The organism is Streptomyces sp. NPDC050732 (genome assembly GCF_040654255.1).
Taxonomy (GTDB): domain Bacteria; phylum Actinomycetota; class Actinomycetes; order Streptomycetales; family Streptomycetaceae; genus Streptomyces.
In genome coordinates this window covers 289,878-303,776 of the sequence record NZ_JBFAHP010000001.1, presented here as the reverse complement: position 1 = coordinate 303,776, position 13,899 = coordinate 289,878, and the positions used below count along the sequence as shown (strand labels likewise).

General features: G+C 72.9%; 12 protein-coding genes and 1 pseudogene. 8 read left to right on the top strand and 5 right to left on the bottom strand.

Going from position 1 to position 13,899, the window contains the following annotated elements; all coding sequences use genetic code 11:
* Positions 1 to 247 precede the first annotated feature (247 nt).
* Complete coding sequence (locus tag AB0H82_RS01365; protein WP_362987489.1) at positions 248 to 445, top strand: hypothetical protein; 198 nt, start codon at positions 248 to 250, stop codon at positions 443 to 445.
* Positions 446 to 469: 24 nt separating this feature from the next.
* Here the strand turns inward: AB0H82_RS01365 and AB0H82_RS01360 are convergent, their stop codons facing one another.
* From AB0H82_RS01360 to AB0H82_RS01350, 3 genes are read right to left on the bottom strand one after another with little or no spacing between them, the layout of a single operon-like run.
* Entirely contained in the window at positions 470 to 1,336 is an 867-nt protein-coding gene (locus tag AB0H82_RS01360; RefSeq protein WP_362987487.1) for a sugar phosphate isomerase/epimerase family protein, read from the bottom strand.
* Positions 1,333 to 2,502 (bottom strand): dihydrodipicolinate synthase family protein, encoded by a 1,170-nt coding sequence (locus AB0H82_RS01355; RefSeq protein ID WP_362987485.1) that lies wholly within the window; start codon positions 2,500 to 2,502, stop codon positions 1,333 to 1,335. The genes AB0H82_RS01360 and AB0H82_RS01355 overlap by 4 nt, the downstream gene beginning before the upstream one ends.
* Positions 2,499 to 3,656: a Gfo/Idh/MocA family oxidoreductase gene (locus AB0H82_RS01350; RefSeq protein ID WP_362987483.1), complete on the bottom strand. Its 1,158-nt coding sequence runs from the start codon at positions 3,654 to 3,656 to the stop codon at positions 2,499 to 2,501. Before AB0H82_RS01350 ends, AB0H82_RS01355 begins: the two co-directional genes overlap by 4 nt.
* Positions 3,657 to 3,928: 272 nt before the next feature.
* Between AB0H82_RS01350 and AB0H82_RS01345 the strand changes: the two genes are divergently transcribed.
* Positions 3,929 to 4,972: a LacI family DNA-binding transcriptional regulator gene (locus AB0H82_RS01345; protein ID WP_362987481.1), complete on the top strand. Its 1,044-nt coding sequence runs from the start codon at positions 3,929 to 3,931 to the stop codon at positions 4,970 to 4,972.
* 43 nt (positions 4,973 to 5,015) lie between these two features.
* Here AB0H82_RS01345 and AB0H82_RS01340 read toward each other — a convergent pair whose 3' ends face one another.
* Complete coding sequence (locus AB0H82_RS01340; RefSeq protein WP_362987478.1) at positions 5,016 to 6,614, bottom strand: PLP-dependent aminotransferase family protein; 1,599 nt, start codon at positions 6,612 to 6,614, stop codon at positions 5,016 to 5,018.
* A 28-nt stretch (positions 6,615 to 6,642) separates the two neighbouring features.
* Here AB0H82_RS01340 and AB0H82_RS01335 point away from each other — a divergent pair, with 28 nt between their 5' ends.
* The 4 genes from AB0H82_RS01335 to AB0H82_RS01320 all read left to right on the top strand — a co-directional run bounded on the left by AB0H82_RS01335 (position 6,643) and on the right by AB0H82_RS01320 (position 9,846).
* Positions 6,643 to 7,242, top strand: coding sequence for a LysE family translocator (locus AB0H82_RS01335; RefSeq protein ID WP_362987476.1), 600 nt, complete (start codon positions 6,643 to 6,645; stop codon positions 7,240 to 7,242).
* Between the two features lie 100 nt (positions 7,243 to 7,342).
* On the top strand, positions 7,343 to 7,915 hold the full coding sequence (locus tag AB0H82_RS01330) for a Uma2 family endonuclease (protein WP_362987475.1): 573 nt from the start codon (positions 7,343 to 7,345) through the stop codon (positions 7,913 to 7,915).
* Between the two features lie 83 nt (positions 7,916 to 7,998).
* Positions 7,999 to 8,991 (top strand): helix-turn-helix domain-containing GNAT family N-acetyltransferase, encoded by a 993-nt coding sequence (locus tag AB0H82_RS01325; protein WP_362987473.1) that lies wholly within the window; start codon positions 7,999 to 8,001, stop codon positions 8,989 to 8,991.
* Positions 8,992 to 9,045: 54 nt separating this feature from the next.
* Positions 9,046 to 9,846, top strand: coding sequence for a sugar phosphate isomerase/epimerase family protein (locus AB0H82_RS01320; protein WP_362987472.1), 801 nt, complete (start codon positions 9,046 to 9,048; stop codon positions 9,844 to 9,846).
* Positions 9,847 to 9,880: 34 nt separating this feature from the next.
* On the opposite strand, the pseudogene AB0H82_RS01315 reads toward AB0H82_RS01320, so the two are convergent.
* A pseudogene (locus tag AB0H82_RS01315) lies at positions 9,881 to 10,720 on the bottom strand (EamA family transporter); the annotation flags it as partial.
* A gap of 101 nt (positions 10,721 to 10,821) precedes the next feature.
* Here AB0H82_RS01315 and AB0H82_RS01310 point away from each other — a divergent pair.
* The gene (locus tag AB0H82_RS01310) at positions 10,822 to 11,718 is read left to right on the top strand and encodes a LysR family transcriptional regulator (RefSeq protein WP_362987470.1); all 897 of its coding nucleotides are present in this window, start codon (positions 10,822 to 10,824) and stop codon (positions 11,716 to 11,718) included.
* 333 nt (positions 11,719 to 12,051) lie between these two features.
* Positions 12,052 to 13,812 (top strand): glycoside hydrolase family 3 protein, encoded by a 1,761-nt coding sequence (locus AB0H82_RS01305; protein WP_362987727.1) that lies wholly within the window; start codon positions 12,052 to 12,054, stop codon positions 13,810 to 13,812.
* The last annotated feature ends 87 nt before the right edge of the window (positions 13,813 to 13,899 follow it).

Below are 13,899 nucleotides of genomic sequence, written 5' to 3'. Positions count from 1 at the left end.
GCTTCGAAGGGGCCTGGCCCCGTGGACCAGACCCCTTCGGGTTTCCCCTCCCCTGCCAGAACCTCGCGATCCCCCCGGATCCCCCGGATCCCCCCAGATCCTGGATTTCCCCCCTCAGAAGCCCTGACGCCATATACGACACGCGTCGTGCCCGAAGGGTTGCACGGTGTTGCGAGAATTTTTCGGCAGGCTTCCAGGTGCTGACAGAGCGGGGCATAGGTAGCGTTTGACGCATGAGTGAGGAGGAATGATGTTCGGTGTCCTCGCGAAGCTGAGCAAGCCGGTGGCCAAGGCGGTCTCCAAGAAGACCGGTATTCCCGCGCCGACGGTCACGCGTGCGATCGAGGTGGCCATTCCTGTGGTCCTGACCGTGCTCTCCAAGCGGGCCGCGCGCACGAAGGGCAAGGGTGGCGCGGGCCCCACGGGCAGCGGCCGCGGGAAGTAGACCGGGGCCGCGGGAAGCAGACCGCTACGCGTGCGCGCGGAAGCGTTCCGCCGTCTCCCTCAGCACCTCGCTCCCGTCACGCGCCCACAGCCCCTCGTTGAAGATCTCCACCTCGATGGGGCCGTTGTACCCGGCGGCGTCCACGAGGCCGCGGAAGGCCCGGAAGTCGACGCTGCCGTCGCCCAGTTGCCCGCGTCCGAGCAGGACACCCGCGGGCAGCGGCGTGATCCAGTCCGCCAGTTGGAAGGCGTGCAGGCGGCCGGTCTCCCCCGCCCGCGCGATCTGCTCGGGCGCCCGGTCGTCCCACCACACGTGGTACGTGTCGACGACCACGCCGACCTGGTGCGCGGGGAAGCGTTCCGCGATGTCGAGAGCCTGGCCGAGGGTGGAGACCACGCAGCGGTCCGACGCGAACATCGGGTGCAGCGGCTCGATCGCGAGGCGCACGCCCCGCTCCTCGGCGTAGGGCCCGAGGACGGCGAGCGCGTCCGCGACGCGCTCGCGGGCGCCGGCCAGGTCCTTGCCGCCGGGCGGCAGGCCGCCCGAGACCAGGACCAGCGTGCCCGTGCCGAGGGCCGCCGCCTCGTCGACGGCCGCGCGGTTGTCGTCCAGGGCACGCGCGCGTGCCGTCTCTTCGGTGTCCGTGAGGAAGCCGCCCCTGCACAGGCTCGTCACCGTGAGCCCGGCGTCCCGCATCAGGCGGGCGGTGCGGTCGACCCCGTACTCCTGGACGGGCGCCCGCCACAGGCCGACCGCTCCGATGCCCTCTTTGACGCAGCCCTCGGCGAGTTCCGGGAGCGACCACTGCTTGATGGTCTCCTGGTTGATGCTCAGCCGTGACAGCGACACGGGGGCAGGGGCGGGGGCGGCGGGGGCGGGATCGGGGCTCATTGCGGGACTCCGTGGACGGTGAGCAGGGAGCGCATGCGGGCGGCGGCGCGGGCCGGATCGGGGAACAGGCCGAGGCCGTCGGCGAGTTCGTAGGCGCGGGCGAGGTGGGGCAGCGAGCGGGCCGACTGGAGGCCGCCGACCATGGTGAAGTGCGTCTGGTGTCCGGCCAGCCAGGCCAGCAGGACGACGCCGGTCTTGTAGTAGCGGGTCGGGGCCTGGAAGAGGTGGCGGGACAGCTCGACGGTGGGGTCGAGAAGGGCGCGGAAGCGCTTCACGTCGCCGGTGTCCAGGGCGCGCACGGCCTCCGCGGCGACCGGCCCGAGCGGGTCGAAGATGCCGAGCAGGGCGTGGCTGAAGCCGTGGTCGTCGCCCGCGATGAGCTCGGGGTAGTGGAAGTCGTCGCCGGTGTAGCAGCGCACTCCGTCGGGCAGGCGGCGGCGCAGGGCGATCTCGCGGTCCGCGTCCAAGAGGGAGACCTTGATGCCGTCGACCTTGTCGGGGTGGGCGGCGATCACCTCCAGGAAGGTGTCCGTGGCCGTGTCCAGGTCGGCCGATCCCCAGTAGCCCTCCAGGGCAGGGTCGAACATGGGGCCGAGCCAGTGCAGGATCACCGGCTCGGTGGCCTGGCGCAGGAGATGGCCGTACGTCTCCAGATAGTCGCCCGGCGACGTGGCCGCGGCGGCGAGGGCGCGGGACGCCATGAGGATCGGCTGCGCGCCGGCCGACTCGACGAGGGCGAGCTGTTCCTCGTACGCGTCCCTGACCTGCGGGAGGCTTGCGGGGATGGTCAGTTGGTCGGTTCCCACCCCGCACGCGATCCGCCCGCCGACCCCCTTGGCCTCGGCGGCCGAGCGGCGGATCAGCTCGGCCGCGCCCGCCCAGTCCAGGCCCATGCCGCGCTGGGCGGTGTCCATGGCCTCGGCGACGCCCAGGCCGTGCGCCCAGAGGTGGCGGCGGAAGGCGAGGGTGGCGTCCCAGTCGACGGCGGCGGGGCCGTCCGGTGACACGTCCGCGTAAGGGTCGGCGACCACGTGGGCGGCCGAGAAGACCGTGCGGGAGGTGAGCGGGGGGCCGCCGGCGGTCGTGCGCGGCGGCACCTCGCGGGGGGTGTACGCGCGCGTGCCGCCTCCCGCGGCGGGCAGCAGCACCTGCGGGGGCCGGGTCACAGCGCGATCTCCGGGACGTCGACGCGGCGGCCCTCGGCGGAGGACTTCAGGCCCAGTTCGGCGAGCTGCACGCCGCGGGCGCCCGCGAGGAGGTCCCAGTGGTAGGGCGCGTCGGCGTACACGTGCCTGAGGAAGAGCTCCCACTGCGCCTTGAAGCCGTTGTCGAAGCCGTCGGCCTGGTTGTCGGGCACCTCCTGCCACTGGTCGCGGAAGGAGTGGGTGACGGGCAGGTCCGGGTTCCAGACGGGCTTCGGCGTCGCACTCCGGTGCTGCACACGGCAGTTGCGCAGCCCGGCGACCGCCGACCCCTCCGTGCCGTCGACCTGGAACTCCACGAGCTCGTCGCGGTTGACGCGCACCGCCCAGGAGGAGTTGATCTGCGCGACGGCGCCGCCCTCCAGCTCGAAGATGCCGTAGGCGGCGTCGTCGGCGGTGGCGTCGTAGGGCTTGTCGCGCTCGTCCCAGCGCTGCGGGATGTGGGTGGCGGTGAGCGCCTGAACGGTGCGCACGCGGCCGAACAGCTCGTGCAGGACGTACTCCCAGTGCGGGAACATGTCGACGACGATGCCGCCGCCGTCCTCGGCGCGGTAGTTCCAGGAGGGGCGCTGGGCGGGCTGCCAGTCGCCTTCGAAGACCCAGTATCCGAACTCACCTCGTACGGACAGGACCCGGCCGAAGAACCCCCCGTCGATGAGCCGCTTCAGCTTCAGCAGCCCCGGCAGAAAGAGCTTGTCCTGGACGACGCCGTGCTTGATGCCGGCGTCCTCGGCGAGCCGGGCGAGCCCGAGGGCGGCGTCGAGCCCGGTGGCGGTCGGCTTCTCGGTGTAGACGTGCTTCCCGGCGGCGATGGCCCGCTTGATGGCGTCCTCGCGCGCGGAGGTGACCTGCGCGTCGAAGTAGATGTCGACGGTCGGGTCGGCGAGCACGGCGTCGAGGTCGGTCGAGTAGTGCTCAAGGCCGTGCTGGGCGGCGAGGGCGCGCAGCGCGTGCTCCCTGCGGCCGACCAGGACGGGCTCGGGCCACAGCACGGTGCCGTCGCCCAGATCGAGGCCGCCCTCTTCGCGGAGGGCGAGGATCGAGCGGACCAGGTGCTGGCGGTGGCCCATGCGTCCGGTGACGCCGTTCATGGCGATGCGCACCGTCTTGCGTGTCACGGAAGTCCCTCCGTAGGAGCGTAGCAAGCGCTTTCTATTCGGGGGCAAGCTAGCCTGCCGGACAAGGTTCGGACAAGGGTTCTGGTCGAGCGCGGTGACGGGGCGAGGGCGAACGGGTGACCGGAGGGCGGCGTGACGTGCGACCGCAGGGCGGCGTGACGTGCGCCGGAGGGCGGCGTGACGTGCGACCGCAGGACTACGTGGTGCTCGACCGGAGGACCGCATGATGGGTGACCGGAGGACTACGTGATGGCCAACCGGAGGAGTACGACGTGACCGTGACCCTGGCGGACGTGGCGGCCCGCGCGCAGGTGTCGCCCGCCACCGTCTCCCGCGTACTGAACGGCAATTACCCCGTGGCGGCCGCCACGCGCGAGCGCGTCCTGCGCGCCGTGGACGACCTCGACTACGTCCTGAACGGCCCCGCGAGCTCGCTCGCCGCGGCCACCTCCGACCTGGTCGGCATCCTCGTCAACGACATCGCCGACCCCTTCTTCGGGATCATGGCGGGCGCGGTGCAGTCCGAGATCGGCGGGCCCGGCGGCCGCGCGGGCGGTGAGCGGATGGCCGTCGTCTGCAACACCGGCGGCTCTCCGGAGCGCGAACTCACCTACCTCACGCTCCTTCAGCGCCAGCGCGCCGCCGCGGTGATCCTCACGGGTGGCGCGATCGAGGACGCCGGGCACGCCGCCGCGATCGCCGGGAAACTGCGGCGCCTCGCGGAGGCCGGCACGCGGGTGGTGCTGTGCGGCCGGCCGCCCTCGCCGGACACCGACGCGGTGGCGCTCACCTTCGACAACCGGGGCGGCGGGCAGCAGCTGACGGAGCACCTGCTGACCCTCGGGCACCGCCGCATCGGCTACATCGCGGGCCCGGAGGAGCGTACGACCACCCGGCACCGCCTGGAGGGCCACCGCGCCGCCCTCGCCGCGCGGGGCATCGCGGACGACCCGGCGCTGACGGTGCACGGCCCGTACGACCGCCGCTCCGGCTACGACGCCACGGACGAACTCTTGCGCCGCGCCCCCGATCTGACGGCCGTCGTCGCCGCCAACGACACGGTGGCGCTCGGCGCCTGCGCGGCGCTGCGCGACAAGGGCCTGCGCATCCCGGAGGACGTGTCGGTGGCGGGCTTCGACGACCTTCCGTTCAGCATCGACGCCGTCCCCGCCCTGACGACGGTCCGCCTCCCCCTCCACGAGGCGGGCGCCCGCGCCGGCCGCATCGCCATGAGCAAGGAGAAGCCGCCCCCGGGCGGGGTGGCGACGGTGCACGGGGAGCTGATGGTGCGGGGGTCTACGGCGGGGCCGCGGTAGGGGGTTCGGGGGCGGTGGCGGGGGTGAGGAGGTGGCTGGGCCCTCACACCAGGCGTCCCAGTACCGCCACCCCCTCCGCAATCTCCGCGGTGCTCGTCGCCGCGTAGCCGAGGACGAGGCCGGGGGGTTGGGGGCGTTGGGTGTGCCACGACAAGGGGTGGACCTTGACTCCGTGGGCGAGGGCCGCGGTGGCGAGCTCCGCGTCGCGGAGCCCGCCGTAGGGGCCTCCGCGCGCCTCCGTACCGAACGTGATCATCAGGTGCAGGCCCGCCGCGGCGCCGTGCACCACCGCGCCCGGCAGGTGCTCCCGGATCGCCCCGATCATCGCGTCCCTGCGCCTGCGGTGGTGTCTGCGGATGAGGCGCAGGTGGCGTTCGAGGTCGCCCGACTCCATGAGGTGGGCGAGGACCAGTTGGGGCAGGGCCGGGCTGCCGAGGTCGATGAGGCGTTTGGCGTCCACGAGCGCCTCCCGGTACGCGGGCGGGGCCAGCAGCCAGCCCAGGCGCAGGGCGGGCGCGAGGAGCTTGGAGACGCTGCCCGCGTAGCAGACGTGTTCGGGGAGCAGGGCGCGCAGGGCGGGGACGGCGGGCCGGTCGTAGCGGTGTTCGGCGTCGTAGTCGTCCTCGATGACGAGGCCGCCGTCGCGGGCCCAGTCCATCAGCTCGCGGCGCCGTTCGCCGCCGAGGACGACTCCGGTGGGGAACTGGTGGGCGGGCGTGAGCAGGACGGCCGGCGCCCCCGTGGCGCGCAGCGCGTCGACGCGGATGCCGTGGGCGTCGACCGGGACGGGCGGGGTGCCGAGCGGCCGCAGGTGCTGTCGTACGCCGAGTGATCCTGGCTCCTCCACCGCCACGCCGGAGATCCCGTCGGCGCGCAGGACGTCGACGAGCAGCCGCAGTGCCTGGGCCGTGCCGTTGACGATCATCACGTCGTCCGGGTCGGCGAGGATGCCGCGGTTGCGGGAGAGCCAGTGCGCGACGGCGCCGCGCAGGGCGGGCGTGCCGCGCGGATCGCCGTAGCCGAAGTCCGCCGGTGAGAGCCCGCCGAGCACGGAGCGCTCGGCGCGCAGCCAGGCCGCCCGCGGGAAGGCGGCGAGGTCGGGGAGGCCGGGTGACAGGTCGATGCGGGCGGGCGCGGCACGGATGGCGTCGAAGACGCCGAGGTCGGGCGGGTCCGTGAAGAGGTTCCTGGCCGCCTCGCCGACCGCTTTCCGCCCGGAAGCCACCGGTCCTCCCGGCGCGGTCGTTGGGTCTCGCGGCGCGGTCGCCGAGCTTCGCGGCGCGGCCGCCGGGCTTCGCAGCACGGTCGCCGGTCCTCCCGGCGCCGTCGCCGGCACGTGCGGTACGGCGACGACCACCGTGCCGCCCCGGCCGCGCCCCGCGACGTGGCCGTCCTCGGTGAGGCGCCGGTAGGCCTCCGTGACGACGCCGCGGGACACGCGCAGGTCGGCGGCGAGGGTGCGGGTGGCGGGGAGTCTGCTGCCGACGGTGAGGCGGCCGTCGGCGATCGCGCTCCTGATCTGCCGCGCCAGCCAGTCGGAGAGCCCGCCGCGAGGGGCGTCCCCGGTGTCGAGCTGGAGGAAGTCGACGGCCCCGCCCGCACTTATGGACCTGTGGGAAGGAGATCCAATGGACCTGTTCATGGAGCCATTGTGGCCCGAGGGTCGGGGCATGGAATTTCTGCTCACCTCCCTCGTCGTCTGCGTGACGCCGGGCACCGGCGTCCTGTTCACCATCGCGGCCGGGCTCTCGCGCGGCACCCGCGCCGCGGTGATCGCGGCCGTCGGCTGCACGCTGGGTGTCGTCCCGCACATGGTGGCCGCGATCACCGGCCTCGCGGCGCTGATGAACACCAGCGCCGTCGCCTTCCAGACGCTCAAGTACCTGGGCGTGGCCTATCTGCTGTACATGGCGTGGAGCACGCTGCGGGACAAGAGCGAGCTCACCGCCGAAGAGGAGAGCGAGCCGCGTTCGGCGGGCCGCACGATCCTGACGGGCGTACTGATCAACATCCTCAACCCGAAGCTGACGCTGTTCTTCTTCGCGTTCCTGCCCCAGTTCGTGAGCACGGACGAGCCGTACGCCGCCCTGCGCATGACGGAGCTGAGCGCCTACTTCATGCTGATCACGTTCCTCGTCTTCGCGGCGTACGGCCGGTTCGCCGCCGCCATGCGCAACCACGTCATCTCCCGCCCCCACGTGGTGAGCTGGCTCCGCCGCACCTTCGCGGTGGCGTTCGCGGCGCTGGGGGCACGGCTGGCGTTCCTGTGAGGCGGCCGGCGCCCCCTGCCGGGGGCGCCCGTGTCCCCTGCTCGACGCCGTGTCCGTGACCTTTCGATGTCGTTGACATCACCGGGAAAAGGAGGCTCATATGGCAGTCATGGTCATGGATGCACCCAGCGCCTGGGACGTGCTCGACGGCGTCAATCTTCCCCGCGGCTACCGCGTCGAGATCACGGAGGGGAAGATCATCATGACGCCGCAGGGCGAGTACCAGTGGAAGGTCATCCTCGAAGCGGCCCCACAGATCAAGGAGCAGCTCGCCTCCCACGGCGACATTCTCTCCGACGTCATGATCGACTTCCCGTCGAGTCAGTACGGCTACGCCCCTGACCTGGCGATCATCGCGCCCGGCGCCGAGCGCAACAGCCGTGGCCGCTTCGAGTGGCACAGCCTGGAAGCGGTGCTCGAAGTCGTCTCGAAGAGCAGCCGGGACAACGACTTCGCCAAGAAGTTCCGTCTCTACGCCGAGTGCGGCATCCCCCTCTATGTGGTGATCGACCCCGAGGCCGGTTCCTGCACCGTTCACCGCGGCCCGACCAGGACCGGAACCTATGACGACGCCACTGATGTCCCGTTCGGGCAGGAGCTGGTCCTGCCGCTGACGGGCCGGGAGATCACCGTAAGGACCGACGGATTCCCCAAGGCCGGCGACCTCGGCTGAGCCGTTCGGCCGAGCCGGGGCTTCCCACCCCCGGCCCCCCGGCGTACCGTTGACTCAGTCAAAGGTGACCCGGAGTGATCCGTATGACGAAGCCCCCTCAGGAAGCCGCGGCGCGGTCGGTGTCGCGTGCTCCGGTCCAGGAGATGCGCGCGTTCAACCGGTTCTATACGAACCTCATCGGCGCGCTGGACTACAGCCGCCACCTGTACGTCCCGTACACCCTCACCGAGTCCCGCGTCCTGTATGAACTGGCGCACGCGGCGCGTACCGACGCGGCCGACCTGCGGGCCGAACTCTCCCTCGACGCCGGGTATTTGAGTCGGCTGCTCGCCAAGTTCGAGCGGGACGGCCTCGTCGAGCGGGCGCCCTCGGTGGCCGACCCGCGGCGTCAGCGCATCACGCTCACCGCGCGCGGGCGCGACGCCGCCGAGCTGCTCGACGAGCGGTCGCGGGAAACCGTGGGCTCGCTGCTCGCCGAGGTGCCCGCCGCGGACCGGGCCCGCCTCGCGGCGGCCATGCGCACGGTGCGGGAGATCCTCGGGGGCGGCCGCGGGCGGTCCCGCCGCCGCGGGAAGCGCGCGGACGTCCTGCTCAGGGAGCCGGGCCCGGGCGACCTCGGGTGGATCGTGCAGCGCAACGCCGCCGTGTACGCGGCCGAGTTCGGCTGGAACACCGACTATGAAGGCCTCGTCGCCCGCATCGTCGCCGACTTCGCCGAGGACCACGACCCCCACCTGGAGCGGGTGTGGATCGCCGAGCTCGACGGGCGGCCCGTGGGGTGCGTGATGTGCGTACGGGACGAGGCGCCGGGGACGGCCCGGCTGCGCCTCCTGCTCGTCGAACCCGACGCGCGGGGTCTGGGCATCGGGGACCAACTGGTGGCGGCGTGCGTCGAGTTCGCGCGAGGCGTCGGGTACCGCGAGCTGACCCTGTGGACCAACGACGTCCTCGCGGCGGCCCGCGGGATCTACCGGCGGCACGGCTTCGTCCTCGTCTCCGAGAAGCCGCACCGCTCCTTCGGCGTCGACCTCGTGGGACAGGACTGGCTGCTTCGGCTGCACGGGCGGCCCGCGTGACGCCCCCGCCGAGGCGGGGTTGACCTTGCCCGCGCGCCGCCTACTGTCGGGACCATGAGATTCGCCTTCTCCACCCTCGGCGTCCCCGGCCTGCCCGTCCCCGACGTGCTGCGGCTCGCCACGGAACACGGCTACCACGGCGTCGAGCTCCGCGCGCACCCCGAGGAGCCGGTACACCCGGGGCTCGGCCTCGTCGAACGGGCCGACGTGGCCGCCGAGTTCAAGGCGGCCGGCGTCGAGATCCTCGGCATCGCCGGGTACGCGCGCGTGGCGGCGCCCGTCGAGGACGGTCCCGTCCTCGACGAGATACGGTCCCTCGTCGACCTCGCCCGCGACCTGGGCGCCCCCTTCGTCCGCGTCTTCCCCGGCGGCGGCACCGAACAGAGCGCGGCGGAGGCCGACGCGACGGCCGCGCGGCGGCTCGGCACCGCCGCCCGGCACGCCGCCGACGCCGGCGTACGCATCCTCCTGGAGACCCACGACTCGCACCGCACGGGTGCCGACGCCACCCGCGTCCTCGGCACCGTCGGGCACCGCCAGGTCGGCGCCCTGTGGGACGTGATGCACACCTGGCTCGGCGGCGAGTCCGTCGCCGACACCTTCGCCGCGCTCTCCCCCTACCTCGGCTACGTCCAGATGAAGGACATCGCGTCCGCCGACGACACGACACCACTGGCCCTCGGCGCCGGCGCGCTGCCGCTCGCCGAGTGCGTGGCGCTGCTCAGCGCGGAGCAGTGGGAGGGGTGGCTGTGCTGGGAGTACGAGAAGCGCTGGTACGAAGAGGCGGCACCGCTGCCGGAGTTGCTGGGTCCGGGCCGTGAACTCCTGTCACGGCTCGTGTCCCGCTCCGGCTGACCCGGGGGCGGGCCGGACCGCCCGACCCCGCGAACGAGGTCAGCGCGACCCCGCCCACCAGCAGCGCCGCCGCGCACCACCGCGGCCCGCTCACCGACTCGCCCAGGACCAGGGCGGCCGACGACATCCCGAAGACCGGTACGAGCAGGGAGAACGGGGCGACCGTGGACGCGGGGTAGCGCCGCAGCAGGTACCCCCAGGCGCCGAAGCCGAAGACCGTGGTGACCCAGGCGACGTAGACGATGATGCCCGCGCCCGACCAGTCGAGGGAGCGCAGGGCGGCGAGGTCCCTGGACGGCCCCTCGAAGAGCAGGGAGAGCGCGAGCAGCGGCAGCACCGGAACCGTGCTCACCCACACCATGAAGTTCAGGGCGTCCGGCGGGGACGCCTTGCGGGTGAGGATGTTGGAGACGCCCCAGCAGGCCGCGGCGCCCAGCAGCAGCGCGAAGGCGGTGAGCGGCCCGGTCCCGCCCTCGTCGACGCCCGCGACCGCGATCCCCGCGAGGGCGACGGCCATGCCCACCACCCGTACGCGGCCGGGCCGTTCGCCCAGCAGCACGAAGGCGAACAGGGCGGTGAACACGGCCTGTGCCTGCAGCACGAGCGAGGACAGGCCGGCGGGCATCCCGGCGTCCATCCCGATGAAGAGCAGTCCGAACTTGGCCACGCCGAGCACGAGGCCCACACCGACCACAGCCCTCCAGCCCACCTTCGGCCGCCCCACGAAGAAGACGGCGGGCAGCGCCGCCACGAGGAAGCGCAGGGCGGAGAAGAGCAGCGGCGGGAAGTGGCCGAGCCCCACCTCGATCACCACGAAGTTGATGCCCCAGACGGCGGCGACGAGGACGGCCAGACAGATGTGTGCGGGTCGCATGCGTCGAGGATCACCCGCCGCGATCATGTAGGACCAGCGCGAATCTCTGCATGATTGGATGAAGCAACGCTTACGAATCGCTGACGAATGGGGAGGCTCCCGTGCTCGATCTCGCCCGGCTCCGCGCGCTGCACGCCGTCTCCGTACACGGCACGGTGGGCGCGGCCGCGGCCGCGCTCGGCTATACGCCGTCCGCGGTCTCCCAGCAGATAGCCAAGCTGGAACGGGAGACCCGCACGACGCTCCTTGAGCGCCGCGGCCGAGGCGTCGCCCTCACCGAGGAGGCACTTCATCTCGCCGATACGGCCCGGCAGTTGATGGCCATCGTGGAACGTGCCGAGACCGAGCTGGAGGAGCGGCGCGGGGTGCCCGCGGGGCGCCTCACGATCGCCGCGTTCGCCTCGGCGGCGCGAGGGCTCCTGCCGTCCGTCCTGGCCGACCTGGCGCGCCGGCACCCCGCCCTGGACGCCCGCATGTCGGAGATCGACCCGCACCTGTCCGTCGACCTCGTGGCCAAGGGCGCGATCGACGTGGCGGTCGTCCACGACTGGGACATCGCGCCGCTCCCGACGCCGCCCGGCGTAGAACAGGCGTTCATCGGCGATGACATCTGCGACCTCGTGGTCCCCGAGGGCCACCGGCTCGCGGGGCGCGAGTCCGTACGCCGCGAGGAGCTGAAGGCGGAGCGCTGGATCACGCAGCCTCCGGGACTCGTCTGCCACGAGTGGCTGATCCGCACGCTCCGCGAGGCCGGGTGCGAACCCGACATCGCCCACCAGGCCGAGGAGAATCCGACCCTGGTCGCGCTCGTCGCCGCGGGGCTCGGCGTCGCGCTCATCCCCCGCCTGGGCCGCGGCCCCATTCCGCCCGGCGCGGTCACGGTCCCCTTGGACCCAGTCCCTGTCCGCCGCCTCTACGCCCTGTGGCGCACGGGAGCCTCGCGCCGCCCCGCCATCGCCGAAACGGTCCACGCCCTCCAGTCACACTGGCCCTCTTGACTCCCGACTTCCGGAATACCGGGCCGAGTCGGGAACCCTTCGGGTGTCCCGGTCGTCCAACCGGCACGCTGCCGGTGAGTCTCCGCGAGGCGGTGTCGGCATCGCTGCTGGCTGCGAACGCTGACCACCCTCTCCGCCGCCCGCGGTCGGCAGCCCGCCGTCACCGGTGCGCCCCCCTTCAACAGCGCCGGTGACGGCCCCTCGCGCTCCTCCCTTGACCGGCAGAAATCTTCGGGATATCCGTAACTCCTGAAAGTTTCCTCCGAACCGCGGGAGCCCCACGTGCAGCAGTCCGACGACAGCGACCGCAGGCTCCGCGAGCTCGTCGGCTCCATGCCCCTGGAGGACAAGGTCGGCCAGCTCTTCGTGATGCACGTGTACGGCCACAGCGCGACCGACCCCGACCAGGCCGACATCGACACGAACCGCCGGGAGCTCGGCGTACGCGACGCCGCCGAGCTGATCGCCCGCTACCGCCTCGGCGGCATCATCTACTTCGGCTGGGCCAACAACACCCGCGACCCCCACCAGATCGCCGAGCTCTCCCGGGGGATCCGAAAGGCCTCGCCCGCCGTCCCCGTACTCATCTCCGTCGACCAGGAGCACGGCGTCGTCGCCCGCGTCGGCGCCCCGGCCACCCTGCTCCCCGGCGCCATGGCCCTCGGCGCGTCCGGCTCGCACGACCACGCCCGCGAGGCCGCCCGCATCGCCGGCGCCGAACTGCACGCCCTCGGCATCCGCCAGGACCACGCCCCGGACGCCGACGTGAACGTGAACCCCGCCAACCCCGTCATCGGCGTACGCTCCTTCGGCGCCGACCCCGAGGCCGTCGCCGGCTTCGTGACCGCGCAGATCGAGGGCTATCAGAGCGCCGGCATCGCCACCGCCGCCAAGCACTTCCCCGGGCACGGCGACACGACGGACGACAGCCACACCGAGCTCCCGCACATCCACCACACCCGCGAGGAGTGGGACCGCTACGACGCGCCCCCCTTCCGCGCCGCGATCGCCGCGGGCGTCGACTCCGTCATGACCGCGCACATCGTGGTGCCCGCCCTCGACCCGTCGGGCGACCCGGCGACGCTCTCCCACCCGATCCTGACCGGCGTCCTGCGCGAGGAGCTCGGCTTCGACGGCGTGATCGCCACGGACTCCCTCGCGATGCGCGGCGTCCGTACGAAGTACGGCGACGACCGCGTGGCCGTCCTCGCCCTCAAGGCGGGCGCCGACCAGCTCCTGAACCCGCCACGCCCGGACGTCGCGTGGCACGCGGTCATCGACGCGGTCAGGAACGGCGAGCTGACGGAGGACCGCATCGACGAATCGGTCCTGCGCGTCCTCCGCATGAAGGCGAAAGTGGGCCTCCTGAGCGACGACGACCCCGCTCCCGCACCCACCGCCATCGGCACCCCCGCCCACCTCGCCGCGGCCGACCGCATCGCCGAAGCCACCACGACCCTCCTGCTCAACACCGACGGCCTCCTCCCCCTGTCCCCCGCCACCCACCCCAACATCCTGGTGGTCGGCGCCGACCCCCGTTCGCCGTCCGGGACCACGGGCCCGCCGACCACGGTCCTCGCGGACACCCTGAACGCCCTGGGCTTCCGTGCCACGGCCCTGCCCACCGGCACCGCCCCCGACGAGGCGGCGATCGAGAAGGCGGTGGCGGCGGCACAGGGAGGCCAGGACGCCGTCCTCGTGACGACGTACAACATCACCACGCACGCCACCACGAGGGACCACACCCAGGCGGCGAACACGGCCCTGACCGACACCCACGCCGAAGCCCACGCCCGAACCCACCGGGCGACGGACCACCCGGACGACGCCGGCCAGGCCACCCTCGTCGCGGCGCTCAGGACCACCGGCCTCCCCGTCGTCACCCTCGCGATCCGCAACCCGTACGACATCGCCCACCTGCCCCCCGTCGACGCCGCCCTCGCCTCCTACTCCTGGACGGACGTCGAACTGCGTGCCGCCGCACGGGTCATCGCGGGCCGGGCCGCGCCCCGGGGCCGGCTCCCCGTGCCGGTGCGGCGGGCGGACGACCCGGCGCAGGTGCTGTACCCGATCGGGTACGGCCTGACGTACTGAGCCGTACGCCGCACCGCCCGCGCGCCACCCCCGAGCGACCGAAAGCCCCCCGCGTGCCTGGCGCGCGCCCGCTCCGGCGGGCCAGGC